At 65.9% G+C, this 22,789-nt stretch carries 19 protein-coding genes and 1 pseudogene; 10 read left to right on the top strand and 10 right to left on the bottom strand.

Features of this window, described 5'->3' with window-relative positions; translation table 11 throughout:
• The first annotated feature begins 4 nt into the window (after positions 1 to 4).
• From RSW2DRAFT_RS14720 to RSW2DRAFT_RS14700, 5 genes are all read left to right on the top strand, one after another.
• Positions 5 to 1,690 carry a methyl-accepting chemotaxis protein gene (locus tag RSW2DRAFT_RS14720; RefSeq protein ID WP_008032332.1) on the top strand — a complete coding sequence of 562 codons (1,686 nt, stop codon included), beginning with the start codon at positions 5 to 7 and terminating at the stop codon, positions 1,688 to 1,690.
• Complete coding sequence (locus RSW2DRAFT_RS14715) at positions 1,687 to 2,226, top strand: chemotaxis protein CheW (protein ID WP_008032331.1); 540 nt, start codon at positions 1,687 to 1,689, stop codon at positions 2,224 to 2,226. Before RSW2DRAFT_RS14720 ends, RSW2DRAFT_RS14715 begins: the two co-directional genes overlap by 4 nt.
• Entirely contained in the window at positions 2,226 to 3,137 is a 912-nt protein-coding gene (locus RSW2DRAFT_RS14710; RefSeq protein ID WP_008032328.1) for a CheR family methyltransferase, read from the top strand. The genes RSW2DRAFT_RS14715 and RSW2DRAFT_RS14710 overlap by 1 nt, the downstream gene beginning before the upstream one ends.
• Before the next feature lie 6 nt (positions 3,138 to 3,143).
• A complete protein-coding gene (locus RSW2DRAFT_RS14705) occupies positions 3,144 to 4,283 on the top strand; it encodes a protein-glutamate methylesterase/protein-glutamine glutaminase (protein ID WP_008032324.1) in 1,140 nt (379 codons plus the stop codon).
• A gap of 203 nt (positions 4,284 to 4,486) precedes the next feature.
• Positions 4,487 to 6,037 carry a hypothetical protein gene (locus RSW2DRAFT_RS14700; RefSeq protein ID WP_156790749.1) on the top strand — a complete coding sequence of 517 codons (1,551 nt, stop codon included), beginning with the start codon at positions 4,487 to 4,489 and terminating at the stop codon, positions 6,035 to 6,037.
• Positions 6,038 to 6,301: 264 nt separating this feature from the next.
• Here RSW2DRAFT_RS14700 and cydX read toward each other — a convergent pair whose 3' ends face one another.
• The 5 genes from cydX to cydD all read right to left on the bottom strand — a co-directional run bounded on the left by cydX (position 6,302) and on the right by cydD (position 12,698).
• Positions 6,302 to 6,442, bottom strand: coding sequence for a cytochrome bd-I oxidase subunit CydX (cydX, locus tag RSW2DRAFT_RS14695; RefSeq protein WP_008032320.1), 141 nt, complete (start codon positions 6,440 to 6,442; stop codon positions 6,302 to 6,304).
• An 18-nt stretch (positions 6,443 to 6,460) separates the two neighbouring features.
• Positions 6,461 to 7,624 (bottom strand): cytochrome d ubiquinol oxidase subunit II, encoded by a 1,164-nt coding sequence (gene cydB, locus RSW2DRAFT_RS14690; protein ID WP_008032318.1) that lies wholly within the window; start codon positions 7,622 to 7,624, stop codon positions 6,461 to 6,463.
• Between the two features lie 5 nt (positions 7,625 to 7,629).
• The gene (locus tag RSW2DRAFT_RS14685) at positions 7,630 to 9,240 is read right to left on the bottom strand and encodes a cytochrome ubiquinol oxidase subunit I (RefSeq protein WP_008032316.1); all 1,611 of its coding nucleotides are present in this window, start codon (positions 9,238 to 9,240) and stop codon (positions 7,630 to 7,632) included.
• 123 nt (positions 9,241 to 9,363) lie between these two features.
• Complete coding sequence (locus RSW2DRAFT_RS14680) at positions 9,364 to 11,040, bottom strand: amino acid ABC transporter ATP-binding/permease protein (protein ID WP_008032313.1); 1,677 nt, start codon at positions 11,038 to 11,040, stop codon at positions 9,364 to 9,366.
• Positions 11,037 to 12,698 (bottom strand): thiol reductant ABC exporter subunit CydD, encoded by a 1,662-nt coding sequence (cydD, locus tag RSW2DRAFT_RS14675; RefSeq protein ID WP_008032311.1) that lies wholly within the window; start codon positions 12,696 to 12,698, stop codon positions 11,037 to 11,039. The genes RSW2DRAFT_RS14680 and cydD overlap by 4 nt, the downstream gene beginning before the upstream one ends.
• 130 nt (positions 12,699 to 12,828) lie before the next feature.
• Between cydD and RSW2DRAFT_RS14670 the strand changes: the two genes are divergently transcribed.
• From RSW2DRAFT_RS14670 to RSW2DRAFT_RS14660, 3 genes and pseudogenes are all read left to right on the top strand, one after another.
• Positions 12,829 to 13,302, top strand: a complete 474-nt coding sequence (locus RSW2DRAFT_RS14670; protein ID WP_008032308.1) for an RrF2 family transcriptional regulator — start codon at positions 12,829 to 12,831, stop codon at positions 13,300 to 13,302.
• A gap of 71 nt (positions 13,303 to 13,373) precedes the next feature.
• Entirely contained in the window at positions 13,374 to 14,006 is a 633-nt protein-coding gene (locus tag RSW2DRAFT_RS14665) for a class I SAM-dependent methyltransferase (RefSeq protein WP_008032307.1), read from the top strand.
• A gap of 206 nt (positions 14,007 to 14,212) precedes the next feature.
• Positions 14,213 to 14,407, top strand: a pseudogene (locus RSW2DRAFT_RS14660) (organoarsenical effux MFS transporter ArsJ); the annotation flags it as partial.
• On the opposite strand, the gene RSW2DRAFT_RS14655 reads toward RSW2DRAFT_RS14660, so the two are convergent.
• From RSW2DRAFT_RS14655 to RSW2DRAFT_RS14640, 4 genes are read right to left on the bottom strand one after another with little or no spacing between them, the layout of a single operon-like run.
• Complete coding sequence (locus RSW2DRAFT_RS14655; RefSeq protein ID WP_008032302.1) at positions 14,397 to 15,170, bottom strand: glycerophosphodiester phosphodiesterase family protein; 774 nt, start codon at positions 15,168 to 15,170, stop codon at positions 14,397 to 14,399. The pseudogene RSW2DRAFT_RS14660 and the gene RSW2DRAFT_RS14655 sit on opposite strands and share 11 nt — an antisense overlap.
• Positions 15,170 to 15,631: a RidA family protein gene (locus RSW2DRAFT_RS14650; protein WP_008032301.1), complete on the bottom strand. Its 462-nt coding sequence runs from the start codon at positions 15,629 to 15,631 to the stop codon at positions 15,170 to 15,172. Before RSW2DRAFT_RS14650 ends, RSW2DRAFT_RS14655 begins: the two co-directional genes overlap by 1 nt.
• Before the next feature lie 58 nt (positions 15,632 to 15,689).
• Complete coding sequence (locus RSW2DRAFT_RS14645) at positions 15,690 to 17,009, bottom strand: HlyD family type I secretion periplasmic adaptor subunit (protein WP_008032300.1); 1,320 nt, start codon at positions 17,007 to 17,009, stop codon at positions 15,690 to 15,692.
• Positions 17,006 to 18,742 (bottom strand): type I secretion system permease/ATPase, encoded by a 1,737-nt coding sequence (locus RSW2DRAFT_RS14640; RefSeq protein ID WP_008032299.1) that lies wholly within the window; start codon positions 18,740 to 18,742, stop codon positions 17,006 to 17,008. The genes RSW2DRAFT_RS14645 and RSW2DRAFT_RS14640 overlap by 4 nt, the downstream gene beginning before the upstream one ends.
• A gap of 183 nt (positions 18,743 to 18,925) precedes the next feature.
• Between RSW2DRAFT_RS14640 and RSW2DRAFT_RS14635 the strand changes: the two genes are divergently transcribed.
• Both RSW2DRAFT_RS14635 and RSW2DRAFT_RS14630 read left to right on the top strand, forming a co-directional pair.
• Positions 18,926 to 19,666, top strand: coding sequence for an MlaA family lipoprotein (locus RSW2DRAFT_RS14635; protein WP_156790748.1), 741 nt, complete (start codon positions 18,926 to 18,928; stop codon positions 19,664 to 19,666).
• A complete protein-coding gene (locus tag RSW2DRAFT_RS14630) occupies positions 19,656 to 20,270 on the top strand; it encodes an MlaC/ttg2D family ABC transporter substrate-binding protein (protein WP_008032297.1) in 615 nt (204 codons plus the stop codon). The genes RSW2DRAFT_RS14635 and RSW2DRAFT_RS14630 overlap by 11 nt, the downstream gene beginning before the upstream one ends.
• Positions 20,271 to 20,336: 66 nt before the next feature.
• Here RSW2DRAFT_RS14630 and RSW2DRAFT_RS14625 read toward each other — a convergent pair whose 3' ends face one another.
• Positions 20,337 to 22,541: a transglycosylase domain-containing protein gene (locus RSW2DRAFT_RS14625; RefSeq protein ID WP_008032296.1), complete on the bottom strand. Its 2,205-nt coding sequence runs from the start codon at positions 22,539 to 22,541 to the stop codon at positions 20,337 to 20,339.
• Between the last annotated feature and the right edge of the window lie 248 nt (positions 22,542 to 22,789).

Genomic DNA, 22,789 nt, shown 5'->3' with positions numbered 1-22,789 from the left:
CACCATGAAACTGACAATCAAACTGAAACTCGCCGCCACTTTCACGCTGCTGATGGCGCTGGCGGCCACTGGCCAGTTGTTGGCGCTGCGCGATCTGAGCAGCTCCAACGCGGCGATGACCGATATCGTCGAGGCGGATGTCGGCCGGCTGGTTCTGGCCGAGGAACTGTCGCTGGAAAAACTGCGCGTGCAGCGCAACATCCGCGACTATTTCCTGACCGTCGATCCTGACGCGCGCCGCGATATCACCAAACGCATCACCGAAGGACGGGCCACGGCAGCCAAGATGGCCGAGGAACTGCGCGGCGTCGTCGACGAAGAAGGCACGGTGCTGTTGACGGAATTCGAAACCATGGACAAGGATCTCGGGGCGCTGAACGACCGGGCGATCGCCATGTTCGACGCTGGCCGCAGCGCCGACGCGATTCTGCTGACCCAGGGCGAGGGGCGCAGCTCCTGGATGGCAATGGAAGAGCAGATGAACAAGCTGATCGCGTTGCAGGAAGAGGCGATGACCGCCGCCTCGACCGCCGCCGCCGCCAACATGCAGCAGGCGCAGATCGTGGGCATGTCGTTGCTGGCGGCGCTGCTGCTGATCGGCACCATTGCCGCGACCTGGATCGTGATCTCGATCTCGCGCGGGCTGCGTTCTGCGATCTCGCTTTCGGAATCGGTGGCGGCGGGCGATCTGTCGCAGACCGCGACGCCGCGCGGCAACGATGAAGTGGCGGCTCTGGTGGTGGCGCTGAACACCATGGTCGGCAAGCTGCGCGATGTGGTGGTCGATGTGGCCAACTCGGCCCGCAATGTCGCCACCGGCAGCGAAGAGATGTCGGCCACCGCCCAGCAGCTTTCGGAAGGGGCGACCGAACAGGCCAGCTCGACCGAAGAGGCTTCGTCCTCGATGGAACAGATGGCCGCCAACATCAAGCAAAGCGCGCACAACGCTTCGGAAACCGAAAAGATGGCGCGCAAATCGGCCAACGATGCCCGTGAAAGCGGTGCGGCAGTGGCCAAGGCGGTGGAAGCCATGCGGACCATCGCCGAAAAGATCATGGTGGTGCAGGAAATTGCCCGCCAGACCGACCTGCTGGCGCTGAATGCCGCGGTCGAGGCGGCGCGGGCGGGCGAACATGGTCGCGGCTTTGCGGTGGTGGCCGCCGAAGTGCGCAAACTGGCCGAACGCAGCCAGTCGGCGGCGGGGGAAATCTCGGCGCTGTCGGGCAACACGGTGCGCGCGGCGCAGGCGGCAGGCGAGATGCTGCAAGGCCTAGTGCCGGACATCGAACGCACGGCGCAACTGGTCTTGGAAATCTCGACCTCGGCGCAGGAGCAATCGACCGGGGCGGCGCAGGTCAACATGGCGATCCAGCAGTTGGACAAGGTGACGCAGGAAAATACCGCGGCGTCCGAAGAGATGTCCTCGACCGCCGAAGAGCTTTCCAGCCAGGCCGAACAACTGCAATCTGCGATCGACTTCTTCCAGCTGTCCGACAGCCGCTCGGTCGAGGCCTGGCATGCCGAAGGCGGTGCCGCGCCGAAGAAACGCGCAACAGCGCCGAAGCGCCGGGCAGCGCCGATGCCGGGCAAGGCCGCGGGCGGCGGGTTCGAGTTCGACATGGCATCGGGCGAGGATCAGATGGACGAAGGCTTCACCCGGCAGGACGGCCGCAAGGGGCGCGCAGCATGACCGATGTCCTTGAACGGGGCGGCGCATCCGGGGAAAACCCGGGTGCCCCGACCGCGGGCGCGCAGGTTCTGACGCTGGGCGTGGGTGACGAGCTGTTCGCCGTTCCGGTGACCCGGGTGCAGGAAATTCTTGATTTGCAACCGATTTCCCGGCTTCCCAACGCGCCGGGGCATCTGCTGGGGGTGATCAACGTGCGCGGCGAAGGCGTAGCGGTGGTTGACCTGCGGGCGGTGCTGCACCTGCCGCCGCAACCCGATACCGAGGCCACGCGCATCGTCGTGCTTTGGGTGCGCAATGGCAGCGACACCCTGGTTGCGGCGCTGAAGGCCGATCGGGTGCAGGAAGTGACCGAGCTTGACCCCGGCCCGCTGACCGCCCTGCCGCAGGCGCGGCTGCTGCGCTGGGAACAGCAGATGGTGGACGGGCTGGGCAAGATCAACGGCGCCTTCGTGACGGTGCTGGACATCGACCGGATGTTCGACTCGCACATGCTCGGCCTGCCCGATGCCGCGGATCCCGCACGGGACGTGGCCTGATGTCGTCGCAGCCCGCCCCCTTCCACTTCACCGGACCCGCGGCAGTGGACGGGAAGCTGCGGGAGACCGGGCCGGGCGGCGCACGGCAGCGGGCGCAGTTTGATCGGTTGGCGCACCTGATCAAGGCCGAGATCGGCGTCAGGCTGCCCGCCAACAAGCAGACCATGGTCGAGGGGCGCCTGCGCAAGCGCCGGATGGCGCTGGGGTTCGCCTCGATGCAGGCCTATTTCGACCATCTGTTCGAGAACGGTGGTCTGAACAACGAAATGGCGGTCATCGTCGATGCTGTCACCACCAACAAGACCGATTTCTTCCGCGAGCCGCAGCATTTCCATCTGATGGTGGACCGGCTGGTGCCGCAGACGCTGCGCAACCGGCCGGCCCATTCGCGCCACCACATGCTCAAGGCCTGGAGTGCAGCCGCTTCGACCGGCGCCGAGGTTTTCACCATCGCCATGCTGCTGGAGGATATGCGCGGGCGCAACGCCAGCCTGAACTACGGCATCCTCGGCACCGATGTGAACAACCAGGTTCTGGCCACCGCAGCACTTGGAATCTATCCGGCAGAACAGCTGGACCCGGTGCCCCCCGAGCTGCGGGCCCGGTTCACCATGCAGGGCAGCGGCGCGCAGTCCGGTCAGGTGCGCATCGTGCCGGAACTGCGGCAACGCACGCATTTCGCCCGGCTGAACCTGATGGACCACAGCTATCCGGTGGACCATGACATCGACCTGATCTTTTTGCGCAACGTGCTGATCTATTTCGACCCGGCCGATCAGGCGCGGGTGATCGACCGGCTGACGGCCCACCTGGTTGCGGGCGGGCATCTTCTGGTCGGACATTCCGAATCCATGGTGGTGCGCCACGACGCACTGATCCAGATCGCGCCCGCGGCTTTTCAAAAGAGGTGACGCGCCATGACCCAGGCCAGCCTGCCCAAAGACCCCAACGCCCTGCGCGTGATGATCGTGGACGACAGCGCCTCGATCCGGGCGGCGTTTTCGTCGATCATCGCCGCCGACCCCGGCCTTTCGCTGATGGGGGCTGCCCCCGATCCCTTTGCGGCGGTCGAGATGATGCGGGCCGAAATCCCCGACGTGATGCTGCTGGACCTTGAACTGCCGAAGATGGACGGGCTGACCTTCCTGAAGAAGATCATGTCGCAGCGGCCGATTCCGGTGGTGGTCTGTTCCAGCCACGCCGGTTCGGGGTCCGAGGCGATGATGAAGGCGCTGGACCTTGGCGCCGCCGAAGTGCTGGAAAAGCCGAAGCTCGACGGGTTGGTGCAGCGGCAAGAGGCGGCGGTCCGCATCGGCGACGCGCTGCGGGCGGCGGTGCAATCGCGCGCACGGCTGCCCGGTCTGCGCAAGCCACAGCGGGCGGCGGCATCGCTGGCACCGGGCGAAAAACTGCTGGCCGACGTGATCCTGCCGCCGCTGCCGCCGCGCGCGGTGCCGACCACACCGCCGGTGATCGTGATCGGCGCCTCGACCGGCGGGATCGAAGCACTGAAAGATCTGCTGACCGTGCTGCCCGAAGCCACGCCGCCGGTGATCATCGTGCAGCACATGCCCGAACATTTCACCGCCGCTTTCGCCAAACGCCTGAACACCCTGTGCCGGGTGACGGTCAGCGAGGCCAAGGATGGCGACATACTGCAACAAGGGCATGTGTATATTGCCCCCGGCAACTACCACATGCTGTTGCGCCGCTCGTCAATGCAATACCGCATTGCCATTCAGGACGGGCCATGTGTCAGTCGCCACCGGCCGTCGGTCGATGTGGTATTCCGCTCGGCCGCGCAGGCCGCAGGGGCAAATGCCATGGGCATCATCATGACCGGGATGGGCGACGATGGCGCCCGCTGTCTGGCCGAGATGCGGGCCGCAGGCGCCTTCACCCTGGCGCAGGACGAGGCCAGTTGCGTGGTTTACGGCATGCCCGGCGAAGCGGTGGCGCGTGGCGGCGTGGCCAAGATCGTGCCATTGGGCCGCATTGCCGCAGAAATCGCCGGTTTCTCCGAATTGCGGACTGCCGCTGCGAAGGATCGGGCATGAAGGAGTTGCAGCAGAATCGGCAGGCTACGGCGCGGGACTTGCGCTGGGACGGGGCAGAACGACGCGAACCGCTTTCTGCCAGCAGCCTGCGTCGCCTGACCGATGGCATCGCAAGGCTGGCACAATCCACGGAAGAGGTGTTCTTGCGCGCAGGCCAGGGCCTTGAAAGTGCGGTGCAGCGGTTCGAGGCCCTGACAGAGCCGATGACCGGCCTTGCAACCGCGTCCGACAACGGCGCCTTTGGCACGGTGATCGACAAGGCCAAGCGGTTGACGCATCTGGCGGGGCAGGCCGCGGACAAGACCATGATTCTGGTCAACCATGTCTCCGAACTGGCGGCAAGATCCCGATCCCTGGACACCGGCATGCGCGACTTGCATTGGGTCGTGCGCACGATGTCGGTCGTCGCACTGAACGCGCGGGTCAACGCGGCGGCGCTGGGGGGCGGCAACGCAGCGCTGAACACCTTCACCGAGGCGGCGACCGGGCTGGTCAGCGAAGCGGGCACCGTCATTGCCGAAATTTCAAGGATGATGGGCTCCATGCGTTTGCGCATGGCGGCAGTCGAGGCGGTTTCGGCAGAACTGCAGCACATCCTTGGCGCGCAGCGATTGCGCTCGATTGGCAACCTTTGCGGCGATCTTGATCAGTTCGGCACTGCATTGGCCCAATCGAATACCGAGGGCAGCGCCCTGATGCAGCATGTTCGCAGCGAACAGGGGGCGGTTGCAACGGCGGCAATGGCATTGCAGATCGGCGATGCCACGCGGCAGCGCCTGGAGCATGTCGCGCATTTCCTGCAGGCCGCGGCAACCGATCTTGACCGCGACATGGCCCCCGGCGCGCAGATCCTGACGCTCGCGGCCGCGCAGATTCGCAACACCAAAACCCAGCATCTGGCCTCCATTTCCGTCGCGCGTGACGCCTTGCATCGGGCACATCATGAAACCGCCATCATCGGTCGAAGTGCCATGAGTGGTGGCGGCGGCGAGCGTGAAAGGCTTGCCGTCAGCCTTCAATACAACCTTGGGGTCTTGCAGAATGCCATGCGGCAATGCCGTTCGACCCAGGAACACTTCCTCAACCTGTCTGGAGGGCTGAGCTCTGGCCTGGCTTCCCTGCTCAATCTCCTCAGCGAGGTGAACGATATCCAGGACCGAATGGACAGGATCGGCATGAATGCGGTGATTGCCTGTTCGCAGCTTGGCCTCAAGGGGGCCGCCTTGAAGGAAATTTCAGTCCAACTGCGTGATCTTGCCGGCCATGCCGCACGGCTGTTTGGTGAGATGAAGGTCGGTCTGCACAAGATGGGTCAGATTGCCGATCTGACGCGCGACGATCTGTCGGGCGGCTTCGGGGAAGAATTGCTGGAACTGGCAACTGTTGGTCAGACCCTGTGCGACGATCTGGCCGGGATCGAGGCGAAAGTTGACGCCTTCGAGATGGCGGTGCACCTCCAGCAGGGCCATGCGGCGAGCGAAGTCACCGAGGGAATCAAGGCGCTGGCGGCCCATTCCAACGCTTTTGCCTCTCTCGAACTGACCGCGCTGGCACTGGACCGTTGGGCCAGCCAGAGAAACACCCACCATCTATCCCGTTCTGAAGCGCTGCTTGCCACGGCATGGCGGACCTATACCATGCAGCAGGAACGCGACCTTCATGCGAGGTTTTTCGGCGCACCGGAGGCCGAGTCTGTTCCAGTTGCCGAGGCGGCACCCAAGGCCGCGCAGGAACTGTCGGACATCTTTTTCTGATGGGTTTGTTGATTTATATGCTTAATTTGCCCAAGGTCCGGCATGGTTCCAGGAATAACTGACCCATCTGCCCTTGCCCCCTCGCCGTGATCGACGGGGGCAACGATGGGGTCAACACGGGGTTTCAAGACATCATTCGAACCCTGCGGTTGCGGCGTCGCGTTGCGATCCGCAAGATTGCCCGGAAAACCGGCCCCGATCGGATGAAAAGGTCCTGTCGGCAAAGCAGCGGGTCGCTGGCGTTTTGCCGACATGCCGGCGCGGTCAGCGCCGCGCAGGGCGCGACGGTGTCGAGCCGTCGCGGTTCAATATCTTCTCGTCTTCCTTCAACTCCAGCCACATCGCGTTCATCACGGCAAAGACGGCGGCCAGCGGAAGCCCCAGAAGCCAGGCGAAATACCACATGATTTCAGTCCTTTCCGGTCAATAGACCGAGTGGGAGTTGTCGGTGACGTCGGCCTCGGTGACCTTGCCCCACAGCACTTTGTAAACCCAGGCGGTGTACATCAGGATCAGCGGCATGAAGATCAGCGCGCAGATCAGCATGATGAACAGCGTCAAATGCGAGGACGAACTGTTCCACACCGTCAGCGACGATTGCGGGTCAGAGGACGATGGCATGATGAAGGGAAACATCGTCAGACCGACCGAGGAAATCACCCCCAGGATCGCCATTTTCGAGAACAGCAGCGTGGAAACCTCGCGCCCGGCCCGCAGGCCGAAGAAGGTCAGCAGCCCGCCAAGAATACCCATGGCCGGGGCCACGATGATCCAGGGGCGGTCAGCGTAGGCGGTCAGCCAGGTGGCGGTTTTCTCGACCTCGAAGTGCAGCGGGTTCGACGGGCCACCGGTCACATAATCACCGACGATGCGGTAGCCCTCGATCCCGAAGGCCAGCCAGACCCCGGCCGCCGCATAGGCCGCAACCGCAACCAGTGCGGCAACCGAGCCGATCGACCGCGCCCGCCATTGCACGGCCCCTTCGGCCTTCAGCGTCAGCCAGGCAGCGCCATGCATCACCAGCATGGCCAGCGACACCACGCCCGCCAGGATCGAGAACGGGTCCAGCAGGCCAAGAAACTTCATGTACCACACATCGTCGTAGATCGAATGGAGGTCGTCGGTGAAGTGGAACGGCACACCCTGTATGACGTTGCCGACGGCCACGCCGAACAGCAGCGCCGGCACCGCACCCGACACGAACAGCGCCCAATCCCAGGCCGACCGCCAGCGCGGATCGTCGCGCTTCGAGCGGTATTTGAACGCCACGGGCCGCACGATGAAGGCCGCCAGAACGACGAACATCGCAAGATAGAAGCCCGAGAACGACACCGCATAAAGCGGCGGCCAGGCGGCAAAGATCGCACCACCGCCCAGGATGAACCAAACCTGGTTGCCCTCCCAGACCGGGCCGACGGTGTTGATCGCCACCCGCCGTTCGACATCGGTCTTGCCGACAAAGGGAAGCAGCGCGCCCACCCCCATGTCGAACCCGTCAGTCAGCGCGAACCCGATCAGCAAGACGCCCAGCAGCCCCCACCAGATCACCCGAAGCAGTTCGTAACTCAGCAATTCGTGCAAGATCATGGCGATTACTCCGCGGGCGTGGCGATGGCGTCGGCGTTGCGCCGTCCGGCCAGCCGGTCATGGTGACGCTGAACCCAGGCGTCGGTTTCCAGAACATCCTGGAACGGGCCCTTGCGGATGTATTTCAGCATCAGGCCCATCTCGATGATGAACAGCGCGGTGTAGAACAGCACGAACCCGGCCAGCGTCAGCGCCACTTCGGTCATCGACAGCGCGGAAACCGACATCGCCGTGGGCAGTATGCCGTCCACCGTCCAGGGTTGGCGGCCAAACTCGGCCACGAACCAGCCCATCTCGGCGGCAATCCACGGCGCCGGGATCATCACCACCGCCAGCCACAACGCCGGCCGCGGAAAGTCCATGCCCTTGAACGAGGCGCGGTAGAAGAAATAGGCCATCGTGGCGATGAAACCAAAGCCAAGCGCCACCATCACACGGAAGGCCCAGAACAGCGGCCAGACCGTCGGCACCGTGTCGTTCGAGGCCGCAACGATCTGCGCTTCGGTCGCCGTGCGCGGGTCTTCGACGTATTTCTTCAAAAGGAAGGCAAAGCCAAGGTCCGCCGAATGTTCTTCGAAGGTGGCCGTCACGGCGGGGTCTGCCGCATCGCGCATCTCGCGGATGTGCATCAGCGCGTCATAGGCAATCAGACCCGAGCGGATCCGGGTTTCGGCCTGCGCCACCAGATCGTTGATCCCCGGAATTTCCGTGGTCAGCGACCGGGTGCCGATCAGACCCATCGCCCAGGGAATCTGGATGGCATAATGGGTCTCGCGCGCTTCCTGATCCGGGAAACCGATCAGGTTGAACGGGGCAGGCGCCTCGTGGGTTTCCCACATCGCCTCGATCGCCGCCAGTTTCATCTTCTGGCTGTGGGTGGCCGAATAGCCGGACTCGTCGCCCAGCAGCACCACCGAGAACGCCGAGGCCAGACCAAAGGCCGCGGCCACGGTGATCGAGCGCCGTGCCAGTTCGATGTGCCGCCCCTTCAGCAGATACCAGGCCGAAACCCCGATCACAAAGACCGAAGCCGTGACATAGCCCGCCGAGACGGTGTGCACGAATTTTGCCTGCGCCACCTCGTTGAACAGGACGGCGAAGAAATCGGTCATCTCCATCCGCATGGTCTGCGGGTTGAACTCGGCACCCACCGGGTTCTGCATCCAGCCATTGGCGATCAGGATCCACAGCGCCGAGAAGTTCGACCCGATGGCCACCAGCCAGGTCACTGTCAGGTGGGCCTGTTTGCTCAGCTTGTCCCAGCCAAAGAAGAACAACCCGACAAAGGTGGCCTCAAGAAAGAAGGCCATCAGCCCCTCGATCGCCAGCGGCGCGCCGAAGATGTCGCCGACATAGTGGCTGTAGTAGCTCCAGTTCATGCCGAACTGGAACTCCATGGTGATGCCGGTGGCGACGCCGAGGACGAAGTTGATCCCGAACAGCGTGCCCCAGAATTTGGTCATCTGGCGCCAGACGGGTCGGTTGGTCATGACATAAACCGTCTCCATGATCGCCACCAGGATCGACAGACCCAGGGTCAGCGGCACGAAGAGAAAGTGATACATGGCCGTCATGGCAAATTGCAGCCGTGACAGCTCGACGATACCGAATTCCATATCTTTAGCTCCAGTTATCGCAGGGCGAATCCTTGCGATACAAAGTCTCAATTCCAAATATAGTGATTGACCGCGCCATACCAAACCTTGATTCAGATCAAAAACTGGTGTGAAATTTACATGTTAAGAAAGCGCAAGCACCCGGTCAGCGAAGGCCGTCTCTGCCTGCCGATGTGCCGCGATCAGCAGGGCCGCGTCGGGCAGAAGCTGCCGCACCCCCTGCAAGACGGCGCGGGCGGTGGTATCGTCCAGACCTTCGGTCGGCTCATCCAGCAGCAAAATCCGCGGGTGGCGCAGCAGCGTGCGCGCCAGCGCCAGACGCCGCGCCTCGCCGCCGGAAAATCCTTCACCGCGCGGGCCGATCCGGGCGGCCAGGCCGTCGCGTTCGCGGATGATCCCGTCCATCTGCACGGCCGCCAGCACCTGCCACAGGTGCGCGTCCTCGGCGGGGCCGGCCAGCCGCAGCGCCTCGGCCACGGTTCCGGCCATCAGCGTGCTGCGTTGCGGCAGCAGGGTCAGGCCCGCCCGCAGGTCGGCCTCTGGCCAGTCCGCAACCGCCCAGCCGCCCAGGCTGATCTGCCCCGCAGCCAGCGGTTGCAGCCCCGCGATGGCCAGCAGCAAGGTCGATTTTCCGGTGCCGCTGGCCCCGGTGATCGCCACGGTTTCGCCCGGTGCCACGGTGAACGAAAGCCCCGAGACCACCGGCAGGCTGGTCCCCGGGCGATGCAGGGTCACGCCGCTGACCCGCAGCGCAAACCCGCTCGCGCCATCGGTGCCGCCATCGGTATCTGCGGGCAAGGGCTGGGTGTGCAAGGGCTGGGCGGGCAAGGGCTGGGCCAGATCGCGGCGGACCCGGCGGGCCGCATCGGCCATGCGCCCAAGATCCGCCACCGCGCGCCGCAACGGTGCCAGCGTTTCAGCCAGCGCCAGCGCCGCAAAGAACCCCAGTGCGGCAAAACCCGGCGCGATCCGCCCGGCCTGCACCAGCGTCATGCCGATCCCCAGCGCCCCGGCAGCAACCGCGGTTGCCAGCAGGCCAAGCGCCGCCCCGGCCCGCCGTTCGGCCTGGTCCAACTGGCAGCGCAGGTCCAGCCCCCGCGCCTCGGCAGCCATCACGTCCTTTGCCTGCGCGGTCAGCCGGCCATAGACCGCCAGATCGCGCCGGGCCCGGATCAGGTCGATCAGCCGCGCCCGGAACGCCTGTGCCGCCACCTCGGCCCGGCGTGACAGCGGCATGGCGACCCGGGCCATGCCGCCGAAAATCAGTGCGGCACCAACCAGATAGCCCGCAACAATCCAGACCGCGACGACCGGGGCGACCAGTATCCACAAGACCGCCAGCGCCAGCAACTGCGCTGCCACCCCGGCAATCAGCGGCAGCATCAGCCGCAACGGCACCCCGTCCAGGGCGTCGATATCCGCCGTCAGCCGGTTCAGCGCCTGCGCCCCGCGCACCCGGATCATCCGCAGATACTCTGCCGCGACCAGTGCGGCCAGCACCCGCAACCGCAAGCTTTCCAGCGCCCGCAGGGTGGCGTCATGGGTCAGCAGCCGTTCGCCATAGCGCGCCGCGGCCCGCCCCAGCGCCAGAAACCGCACCATGGCCGAGGGGCGGAACACGTCGAACACCGCACCGGCTCCGGCCAGACCGGCGGCGGCGGCGGCGGTGATGAACCAGCCCGACAGGCCCAGCAGCGCCGCGCCCATCACCAGCACCAGCAGGCTGAGGGCTGCACCGCGCAGCAAGGCGCTGCGCTGGTCGCGCAGGATCAGCCGGAAGATCGCCCAAAGTGCCGTCATGCCAGATGCCCCAGATCAATGACCCGGTCCATCTGCGCAGCCAGCGCCCGGTCATGCGTGGCCACCACCAGCGTGGCACCGCGTGCGGCTTCGGCCAGCAGGCCATCGGCCACGATCTGCGCAGTTGCCGCGTCAAGATCGGCGGTCGGCTCGTCGGCCAGGATCACGTCGGGCGCGCCAAAAACCGCCCGCGCCAGGGTGATGCGCCGCGCCTCGCCGCCCGACAGCCCGGCCCCGGTCTCGCCCAGCCGGGTGGCAAGCCCCTGCGGCAGGGCGGCGACGGCATCGGCAATGCCCGCCGTGCGCAAGGCCGCCTCCAGATCGCCCGCGCGCCCAAGCGTCAGATTCTGGCGCAGGCTGGCGGTCAGGAAATGCGGCGCTTGCGGCATCCAGCCCAGCCTTGCCCGCCAGCCATCGGCGTTGGCCGCCGTCAGCGGCTGGCCTGCCACGATCACGCGCCCCTGATCGGGCAGCTCCAGCCCCGCCATCAGCCGCAGCACCGTGGTCTTGCCCGCCCCGCTGCCGCCCACCAGCGCCACCCGTTCGCCCGCCGCGATGGCAATCGCCGGCAAGGCGCGGCCCGAGGGCGTGACGCAATCATGCAGCGCGATGCTTGCAGGCCCGGCCAGATGCGCGGCAGGCCCGCCGGTTCCGGGCAGGGCCGGGCGCGGTTCATCCTGCCAGGCCGCCATCTCGTCCAGCACCGCATCGGCGGCGGCCTTGTCGTGCCAGGCCGCCGACAGATCGCGCAGCGGCTGGTAAAACTCGGGCGCCAGCAGCAAAAGGAAAATCCCCGCCTCGGGGCTGACAGCGCCGCCCCAGGCCCCGAATTCCAGCGCCCCCAGCAAGGAAAACCCGACATAGACCGCAACCATCGCCACGCCGATGGCTGCAAACAACTCCAGCACCGTGGACGACAGGAACGCCACCCGCAGCACCGCCATGGTGCGCCGCCGCAAATCGCCCGCCTGTGCTGCAAAAGACCCAAGCACGGCATCGCCCGCGCCCAACAGCCGGATATCCACCAGCGCCGACAGCCGTTCGACCAGAAAATCGTTCAGGGTGCCGATCTCGGCCATCTGCCGCGCGCTGGCCTCCTTGGCGGCAAGGCCGATCAGCGCCATGAACACCGGGATCAGCGGACCGCTGACCAGCAGCACCAAGCCGACAGCCCAGGATTGCCAGAACGCCAGCGCCAGAATGACCAGCGGCAGCACCATCACCCGTGCCCGCGCCGGGGCATAGCGGGTGACATAGGGGGCCAGCAGGTCCAGCTTTTCGACCGCCAGCGCCGTAAGGCTGCCCGCGCCGCCAAAGCCGCTTTCGCCTGTCCGGGCCGCCTCGGTTGCGACGATGCGGGCGCGGGCGGCGGTCACGACGGCACGGGCCGCCGCCTGCGCCTGCGCCTCGGCGCCGTAGCCCAGCACCACGCGCAACAGTCCGACCCCGCCAAACAGCAGCACCGCCTTCAGCGCCGAGGCATCGGCCCCGGTCAGCAGCCCGCCGACAGCCCAGGCAACCACCGCCGCCTGCACCGGCCACAAAAGCCCTGCCAGCACCGACAGCACCGCCGCGCGCCGCATCCGCCGCCGACCGGGGGCCAGCAGCGGGTCGCTTGCCGGATCGCTGACAGGATATTGCTTCGGGTTCTGATCCACGTTACTGCTTAAACTATTATTCCAGATGCCAGTTATCAAGTGTGGCCTGGGTCCGGCCTGATCTGCATCAAGGACAGCCCTGACCCCCGTGCCCTAGCACCGGAAAAGTTTCAGCCCGAAAGCGACTTTGATGCGCCTGACCACCAAGACCAACCTTGCGGCCCGCGTCCTGATGGCCTGTGCGGTGAACGAAGGCGTGACGCTGCGCACCGCCGAGATCGCGCGGGCCTGCAACGCATCGCTCAATCACCTGCTGCTGGTGGTGAACGCGCTGCACACCAACGGTTTCATCGAAACCGTCCGGGGCCGCAGCGGCGGGTTGCATCTGACACGCCCGCCCGCGCAAGTGTCGATGGGCGAGGTGTTCCGGACATTCGAGTCCGGCACGCCCTTTGCCGAATGTTTTGACCCCGACACCAACACCTGTCCGCTGTCCACGACCTGCCGGTTGCGCAGCTATGTCGCGCGCGCGGTCGAGGCCTTCTACCACGAGATGGACATGGTGACGCTGGAAGATCTGGTGAAAGGAAATTGCGGCCTGAGCGGGCTGCTGAAGGTGGCAGATGGCTTGCGGCGCAATTGCAGCGAAATTGAAACCGCCTGAGCCAGCATGCGGCACCCGTCAATCCCGACCTGCGGGCTGATCGCGCCGCACCGCTTCCAAAGGATACAGCCGTGACAGTGGACAAGAACCAGAAGTTCTGGAACCGGATCGCCGACCGCTATGCCGCCCGGCCGATCAAGGACACCGCCGCCTACGAGGCGCTGCTGGCCGATGCCGCATCGCGGCTGCAACCGGGCGACAAGGTGCTGGAAATCGGCTGCGGCACCGGCGGCACGGCGATCCATCTGGCCCCGGCGGTTGCGAGCTTCACCGCCACGGATTTCTCGGCCGAGATGATCCGGATCGCCCAAGCCAAGCCCGCGCCCGACAATCTGCGCTTCGTCGTGCGCAATGCCGAACACGCCTTTGATGGCGGCCCGTTCGATGCGATCCTCGCGCTTAACGTCCTGCATCTGGTCAACGATCTGCCCGGTATTCTGGCCGGCATCCATGCCAACCTGCGGCCCGGCGGCCTGCTGATCAGCAAGACCTGGTGTTTTGCCGACATGGGGCTGAAGCTGCGCCTGCTGTTTCGGGTGCTGCGGACGTTCGGCATGTTTCCCGCCGCAAATTCGCTGCGTATCCCGCAGTTGCAGCAGGCGATTGATGACGCCGGTTTCGAGGTGGTGGACCAACGCTGTTTCGGCGCCCACCGCCAGAACCCCTACATCGTCGCCCGCAAGCCGGCACCCGCAACCGCCTGACGGCACAGGCCGGATCGCCGCGGCCCCCCTTGCGCATTGCGCCGGTCATCCTGCGCCGCGCCAGCAGGGCCTTGGCGGCATCGCGTTGGTGCTGGACAGCCCATCGCAGGGCCCCTTTGTCGTGAAAGCTTCACTTGAGACCGGTAAATATTCCGGTATTCAGGAAATATCGAACACAACCGCGCCGCACATGCCTTTGCCACGCTGGCTTTTACTCCATGGCCAACGCCGCTGGCCGCCTGCTGGGCACGCTGCTGTCGGGCCTCAGCTACCAGATCGGCGGCCTGCCGCTGTGCCTGGCCACCGCCGGGCTGATGGCGGTGGCAAGCTGGCTGGCGGTGCGGCGGCTGGCGGAAGTGGCGGCCACCCCGCCCGGACGCGGGCGACGCCTCAGGCCGTGAACGGCGCCGCGTAGCCTTCAAAGGTGATGTTGTCGGCGATCTTGCGGGCGAAGGCCTCGGCGGTGGGGAATTTGATGGTCCAGCACAGGATCGGCGTGCCTTGCGCCTTCAGGTCGGTCACGCGGCGGCGGTCGAGGTCGGTCCAGTCGTGGCTGATGAAGCTGGCCTCGGCGCGGGTGAAATCGGGGATTTCGCGCAAGGCGGCGCACAGGACTTCCGGCATCGGCGCCCATTCCTTCGGGTCAAAGCCGCAGGTGGTCAGGCCGCGCGGAATGGCGGGGGCGAGGGCGGCCATGGCGATGATGCTGTGCGGGTTGAACGACATCACCGCCGCCGGGCCGTGGTAGCTGGCAAGGGCTTTGGCGGTGGCGGCTTCCAGCACACCCTTGACCGGGCCGGACATGCGGTCCTGATCCTTGATCTCGATCAGCAGCGGCACGCGACCGGCAACCAGGGCAAGCACCTGCGGCAGGGTCGGGATGCCGTCATCGCTGTCATGCAGCAAAATCCGGCCCAGGTCGGCGGCGCTGCGGGCATGCAGCGGGCCTTTCTCGGCGGTCAGCCGGTCAAGGTCGTCGTCGTGGAACACCATGGCCTGACCGTCGGCTGACAGTTGCACGTCGATCTCGATGCCATAGCCTGCCGCCACGGCCGCGCGAATGGCGGCGGGCGAGTTTTCCGGGCGGCGCTGACTGCGGTCGTGCAGGGCGCGATGTGCCAGCGGGATGTGCAGAAACGCTTGCGGAAGCGCGACGACGGGCATCAGGAAAGCTCGAAGATGGCGTCAATCTCGACCGCGACGCCCAGCGGCAAGGACGCCGCCGACACCGCCGAGCGGGCGTGGCGACCGGCATCACCCAGCACCGCCACCAGAAAATCCGAAGCCCCGTTGATCACCTTGGGCTGGTCGGTGAAATCGGCGGTGGAGTTCACGAAGCCCGTGAGTTTCACCACCCGTTTCAGGCGGCCGAAATCGCCGTCACAGGCGGCACGCAGTTGCGCAAGCAGGCTGATGGCGCAGCGGCGGGCGGCCTCGGCCCCCTGTTCCACGGCCAGATCGGCGCCCAGCTTGCCCTTGATCAGCCCGGCCTCGTTCTGGCTGATCTGGCCCGAGACGTGCAGCAGTTTTCCCGCCAGCACATAGGGCACATAATTGGCCGCAGGCGCCGGGGCCGCGGGCAGGGTGACGCCAAGGGCTTCAAGGCGAGAGTCGATCGTGGTCATGGCAGCCTCCTGATTTGGCGGCAGGCTAGCCGGGGCAGGGCAGGGCGGCAAGCCCGCATCAGGTTTCGCGGAAGGCGCGGTTGAAGTAGTCGGTGAAGGGTTTCAGCAGATAGGCCAGCGGCGTGCGGTCATCGGTGCGGATGAACGCCTCGACCGGCATGCCGGGCAGCAGGGTCAAGCCCTGCAACTTTTGCTGCTCGCCCGGGTCCAGCACGATCTCGGCCCGGTAATAGCTGGTCTGGCTTTTAGGATCCACCAGCGCATCGGCAGAAACCACCGCGACATGGCCGTTGAGTTGGGGCGTGGTGCGGGCCGAAAACGCCGAAAACATCAGGCGCACTTCCTGCCCCGCATGCACCTGGTCGATGTGGATGGTCGGCACCTGTGCGGCGATTATCAGCGGCCGGTCCTGCGGGATCAGATACAGCACCGGGTCGGCGGGGCGCAGCACGGCGCGCGGCGTGGTGACCTGCAAGCCCAGCACGATGCCCGACACCGGGGCCCTGATCTCCAGCCGCGCCACCCGTTCCACCAAGGCGCGGCGGCGTTCCACCAGTTCCAGTTCCTGACTGCCGATGTCGCGCAGCTGGGTGCTGGCCTCTTCGCGGCGGTCGGCGGCAAGCCGCAGGATCTGGATGCGGGTTTCGGTGATCTGCTGGCCGGCCTGTGCCGCCGAGGCGGTCAGCTCGCCCACCTGGCCGCGCATCCGCGCCTCTTCACGTTGCAAGGCCAGCACCCGGCCCGATTGCGCCAGCCCCTTGTCCAGCAATTGCTGCTGATCGGCGAGTTCCTGACGGATCAGCGCCAGTTGCGTGGTCAGCGCATCGTTCTGGGCGGTGATGCCGGTGATCTGGCTTTCGATCTGCTTTTGCCGCTCGGCCAACTGGTCGCCCTGACGGGCCAGCGAATCGCGGCGGGCGTTAAACAGCCGCAACTGGCCGTCCATCAATTCGGCCACATCGGCGCGGGCAGTTGCGGCGGCCGTCAGTTCAGGCGGAAACTGCGGCGCTTCGGCATCATCGCGTTCGGCGGTCAGCCGGGCGCGGCGGGCCAGCATTTCATAAAGCTGCCCCTCGACGATGGCCAGTTCGGAATGGATCGTGGCACCGTCCAGCCGCAGCAGCAGATCGCCCGCCTGCACGGTATCGCCTTCGGCCACCGCAATCTCGGCCACCACGCCGCCATCGGGGTGCTGCACCACCTGACGGTTCTGCTCGACCTCGATCTGGCCCGAGGTGACGATGGCACCCGCGATGTTGGTGCTGACGCTCCACAGACCGAAGCCGCCAAACAGCACGGCCAGCGTCAGAAAGCCGACCACAAGCGGCCGGGTGGCCGACCAGACGGGTTTGCCGGCGGCAGGGGGCACCCCGGTCATGTCACGCCTCCGGGGCCGGCGCTTTTCACGATCTCGGTATGGTTCTTGACCATTTCGCGCAGCACGGTGTCGCGCGGGCCGAAGGCGGTGCGCATGCCGTTGTCCATCACCATCAGCAGGTCACATTCCTGAATGGCTGCGGGCCGGTGCGCCATGATCAGCACCGAACCGCCCGCAGCTTTCATGGCGCGGATCGCCAGGTTCAGCGCCATGGACCCGTCATTGTCGAGGTTGGAATTCGGCTCGTCCAGCACCAGGATCACCGGGTCGCCATACATGGCCCGCGCCAGGCCGATGCGCTGGATCTGGCCACCCGACAGCCGCCCGCCCAGGCTGGTGACGCGGGTATCATAGGCTTCCGGCAGGCCCAGGATCATGTCGTGCGCCGCGGCGCGCTTGGCGGCGGCCACGACCATGGCATCATCGCGGTTGCCTTGCAGCCGGGCGATGTTCTCGGCCACCGTGCCGTCAAACAGCGCCACCCGCTGCGGCAGGTAGCCGATATAGCTGCCCAGCACATCCGGGTCGTATTGCTCCAGCGTGGCACCATCCAGCCGCACCTTGCCGCCCGCCGGTTTCCACGCCCCGATCAGCGCCCGCGCCAGCGTCGATTTGCCCGATCCCGACGGCCCGATCACCCCCAGCGCCTGCCCGGGCTCCAGCCGGAAACTGACCGCGCGCAGCACCGCCTGCTGATCACCGGGGGGCACCACGGTCAGACCCTGCGCTTCCAGCACCGCGCGGGGCCGCGGCAGGGCGGTGTGGCTGACTTCGGGCGGGATACGGGTGAACAACTCGGCCAGACGGCCCCAGCCTTCCTGCGCCCGCTGCACCACCGACCATTGGCCCACCGCCATCTCGATCGGGGCCAGCGCGCGGCCCATCAGGATCGAGCCTGCGATCATCGCGCCAGAGCTCAACTCGCCCTTCAGCACCAGCCAGGCCCCCAGGCCCAGCATCGCCGATTGCAGGAACAGCCGGAAGGTTTTCGACAGGGTTGAAAACGCGCCGCCCAGATCGGCCACGCTGATGCTTTGCGCCAGCGCCACGCCCCGCGCCCGTTGCCAGCGGTCAAAGGCGCTGCCGGTCATGCCCAGCGCCTGCACCACCTCGGCCTCGGACTTGATGTTGTCGCCCATGCGTTCGGCCTGCAGCGTGGCCATGGTGGCGCGGTGCATCGGCCCCTGGGTCAGCCGTTGGTTGAGGATGGTGACAGCCACCAGAAACGCGCCGCCCGCCACCGCCATCCAGCCCATCCAGGGGTGGAACACGAAGACCGCAGCAATGAACAGCGGTGTCCAGGGAATGTCGAACAGCGCGATCAGCACCGGCGAGGACCACAGCCGCTGCACCGCCTCCAGATCGCGCTGGCCGGCGACGGCGGCAGGATCGCCCGGCGCCAGTTGCAACCGCCGCAACGAGGCCTGAAACACCCGCCGGTCCAGCCTGTCCTGAAACCGCGCACCGACCCGCGCCATGATGCGGCCGCGCACATGGTCAAGGATGCCCATGACCAGAAACAGGAACATCACCAGCAAGGAAAGCCCGATCAGGGTTTCGCGCGACCGGCTGCCCAGCACGCGGTCATAGATCTGCAACATGTAAAGCGGGCCGGTCAGCATCAGGATATTGACCACGACGCTGAAGATCAGCACAGCCCCGATCAAGGCGAAGGATTCGCGCCTTGCCGCACGCAGTTCTGCAAGGCCTGCGCCAAGAATGTTGCGGCTCATGCGGGCACTTTCCTGATGGGGCGGCAAAAAAACGGACTGTTCGGCATAATTGCCCCATTGTTACGCTTGCCAGTTGTGTTGCGCAACAAGGCTGCGTAAGCGTTGGAACAAAATGACCTGCCATTCCCTTATTTTGCGTGAATGGAGCATGGAAATCTGACGGGGGTACCGGCATTGACAGGGATGGTTCAAGGCAGGCGGTCACAGCGGCGCAGCGCCACGGTTGCCGCAGCGCTTTTGCTGCTTGCGGCTTGTGCGGCCCCGCCGCCTTCCGCGACGATCTGGGACCCCAACGAAGCAGCCAACCGTCAGGTCCACGCCTTCAACCTGGCGGCCGACAAGGCTCTGGTGGCCCCGTTCGCCAATGCCTATGGCAAGGGTCTGCCCGAGCCGCTGCGGCGCGGCGTCACCAATTTCGCTTCGAACCTCGATCTGCCGGGCGAAGTGGCCAACGGCCTGTTGCAGGTCCGGCCGGACCGTGCGGTCGAGAACACGCTGCGCTTTGTGCTGAACACCACGGTGGGCATCGGCGGGCTGTTCGATCCGGCGACGGCGATCGGTTTGCCGGGAAAACGCACCGACTTTGGCGAGACCCTGCATGTCTGGGGCCTGGGCGAGGGGGCCTATGTCGAACTGCCGCTGCTGGGGCCATCGACCGAACGCGACACGGCCGGCAAGGTGGTGGACCTGATGTTGAACCCGCTGTCGCTGGTGTTGCAGAAACCTGAAAGCTATGTCGGCACCGTGGCGAAGTTCGCTTCAAAACTTGGTGATCGCCAGCGGTTTTCGTCTACGGTCGACTCGGTGCTTTATGGTAGTGCTGACAGCTATGCCCAGATGCGTTTGCTGTATCTGCAAAAGCGCCGCTTCGATCTGGGGCAGGCGGTGGCAGTCGAAGATATCGAGGATCCCTATGCCCAGTGAATTTCAGATCGGCCTGACCCGCCGCAGCCTTGTCGGCGGTCTTGTCTGTGGTGCGGCGATGCTGATGCTGCCGCGGCCTGTCCTCGCGCTGGACATCAACACCGCGCGGGCCCTGATCGACCGGGCGATCAGCGAGGTCAACTCGGTGATCAACTCCGGCAAGTCGGAAAGTGCGATGTTTCCGGACTTCGAGCGGATCTTCCACCGCTATGCCGATGTGCCGGTGATTGCCCGCACCGCTTTGGGCGTGGCCGCAAGATCGGCCAGTGCCGGGCAGATGGCCTCTTTCACCAAGGCCTACGAGGGCTACATCAGCCGCAAATACGGCCGCCGCTTCCGTGAATTCATCGGCGGGCGGATCGAGGTTGTCGATGCCAGGCCGATGAAAAGCTTTTACGAAGTGATCTCGGTGGCGCATCTTCGGGGCGAGGCGCCGTTCGATCTGCGCTGGCATGTGTCCAACAAGTCCGGCAAGGACCTGTTTTTCAACATCATCATCGAAGGCGTCAACATGCTGGCGTCGGAACGCACCGAGGTCGGCGCGATGCTGGACGCCCGCCGGGGCGACATCAATGGGTTGATCGAGGATCTGAAAAGGCTCTGATCCGGGCCGGCCTGCCGCAGCACAAAACCGCCGGGTGCCGAACCGCACCCGGCTTTTTCATTCCGGTCAGTTGTTGCCGCCCAGAGTGCCCAGCACGTCGCGCAGCACCTGCTCGACCGGATCAACCCGCTGATCGGGCTGCGGTTGCTGCGCCTGCGGGGGTTGCTGCGCCTGCGGGGCCACCGGCGCGGTGCTGGCGGTGCCGGAGTTCGGCGGGGCACGGTATGTCGGCACGATCACCGACAGGGGCCGCGCGGGCAGGCCTTCATGCACCCGCACCATCACCTCGTGCCAGATCTCGGCCGGCAGGCCGCCGCCGGTGACGCCGGTCAGCGGCTTGTTGTCGTCGTATCCCATCCAGACACCCGCCACATAATCGGCGGTGAAACCGATGAACCAGGCGTCGCGCGCGGCTTGCGTGGTGCCGGTCTTGCCCGCCACCTGCCGCCCCTCCAGCCGCGCCCGCTTGCCGGTGCCCTTTTCGATCACCTGCATCATCATGTAGGTCAGAAGCTGCGCCGCCTCGGGCGAGATCACCCGCTCGCCGATGCCGCCGCCCTGACCGATCAGCGGTTCCTGTTCGCCCTGCAGCCGCAGGTCGATCAGGCCGTAAGGTTTCACCGAACTGCCGCCGTTCAGGATGCCCGCATAGGCGCCCGTCATGTCCAAGAGCGTCGCCTCGGAGGCGCCCAGCGCCAGTGCAGGCCCCGCCGCCAGATCGCTTTTCAAGCCGAACCCGGCGGCGATGCGGCGCACGGTGTCGCGGCCCATCGCCTCGGATATCCGCACCGCCGGGATGTTGCGGCTTTCGGCAAGGGCCTGGGTCAGCGTGATCATGCCCTTGAATTCATTGTCGTAGTTCGAGGGTGTCCAGGGGCCGGAGCCGCGGATGTTGATGGTCAGCGGGCTGTCCATCACGTAATCCGCCGGGTTGTAGCCGTTGTCCATGGCGGCGGCATAGACGAAGGGTTTGAAGGCCGATCCGGTCTGGCGCAGCGCTTGCGTGGCGCGGTTGAACGAGCCTGCCTCGGCGATCTTGCGCCCGCCCACCATGGCACGCACTGCCCCGTCGGCCGACATCACCACGATGGCCGCCTGCGCCTGCGAGCCTTCGCGCACCTTGGTATCGAACACGGCGGCCAGCGCGTCTTCGGTGGCCTTTTGCAGCCGCTGGTCCAGCGTGGTGTGGATGATCACATCCTCGGTGGTCTCGCGGGTCAGGAAGGCGGGGCCGGATTCCATCACCCAGTCGGCAAAGAAGCCGCCCGATTTGGTGGCCGCGGCTTCGGACAGTTGCGCCGGATTGGCCAGCGCCGCGTCGGCCTCGGCGTTGGTCAGATAGCCCTGCTCCTGCATCAGCCCGACGATCACCGCCGCACGGTCCTGCGCGCGTTTGAGGTTGTTGGTGGGGGCGTATTTCGACGGTGCCTTCAACAGCCCCGCCAGCATCGCCGCCTCGGCCGGGTTGACCTCGTTGGCCGACTTGCCGAAATAGCGCTGCGCCGCCGCCTCGAAGCCGCGGGCGCCGGCGCCCAGATAGGCGCGGTTGAAATAGATCGTCAGGATGTCGGCCTTGGAATATTTCAGCTCCATCGCCAGGGCGAAGGGGATCTCCTTGACCTTGCGCCAGATGCCACCGGCCCGGCAGTCATCCTCGTAGGCGGATTCGTCTTTCCACTGTGCCGGGTCGTATTTCACCCCCAGGCACAGCAGCTTCGCCACCTGCTGCGTGATGGTCGAGCCGCCGTTGCCCTCCAGCGGGCCACGGCCTGCCGCCAGGTTGATGCTGACCGCCGAGGCGATGCCGCGCGGGCTGACGCCGAAATGGTGGTAAAACCGCTTGTCCTCGGTGGCGACCACGGCGTTGCGCAGATAGGGAGAGACGGTGTCCGAGGTGATCTGGCCGCCGAAGGTCTCGCCGCGCCAGGCGAACACCTTGCCGTCGCGGTCCAGCATGGTGACCGAGCCGCGGGCCCGGCCATCCAGAAGGGCGTTCAGCTCCGGCAACTGCTGCTGGAAATAGAAGGTGGCCCCGGCCAGCACCAGCGCCACGGTCAGCCCGATCCGCCAGCTGATGCCCCAGATCACCCGCCAGATCAGCAGGATCAGCCCGACCAGCAGGCCATGGCGGCGGGCCGGGCGGCGCGGCTTGCGCTTGCGGGGTGCGGGCGCGGACTTGCGCGGCGGCGGGCTGCTGCCACCGCCGCCCTTCGGCACCTTGTAGCGCCGATCCGCCACCAGCGGTGCTGACCGCTTACCTGTTCCACTCATGCCTGACTGCCCGCGTTTGGTGCTTGGTTTTGCGGCAGCTTATCCCGAGTTGCAAGCAATGTGGAGAGCTTCGCTGTCTGATTCGATTCCACCCACCGCCTAAAAAAGCGGCAACACGCCCGGAAAGTGCGAATTTTGTGCGGAATCGGCCTGTTGTCGCCCCTGCGCCGACCGGGGTTTTCTTGTGCTGCACCTGCGAAAGCCGCCTTCTGTTGGCAGGCGGGCCTGCTCAAGGCCCAGAATCTGGC

The sequence above is a fragment of the Rhodobacter ferrooxidans genome, assembly GCF_000176015.1.
GTDB classification, from domain to species: Bacteria; Pseudomonadota; Alphaproteobacteria; order Rhodobacterales; family Rhodobacteraceae; genus Pseudorhodobacter_B; species Pseudorhodobacter_B ferrooxidans.
The sequence above is the reverse complement of the archived record's forward strand: the minus strand, read 5'-3'. Positions and strand labels throughout refer to the sequence as shown.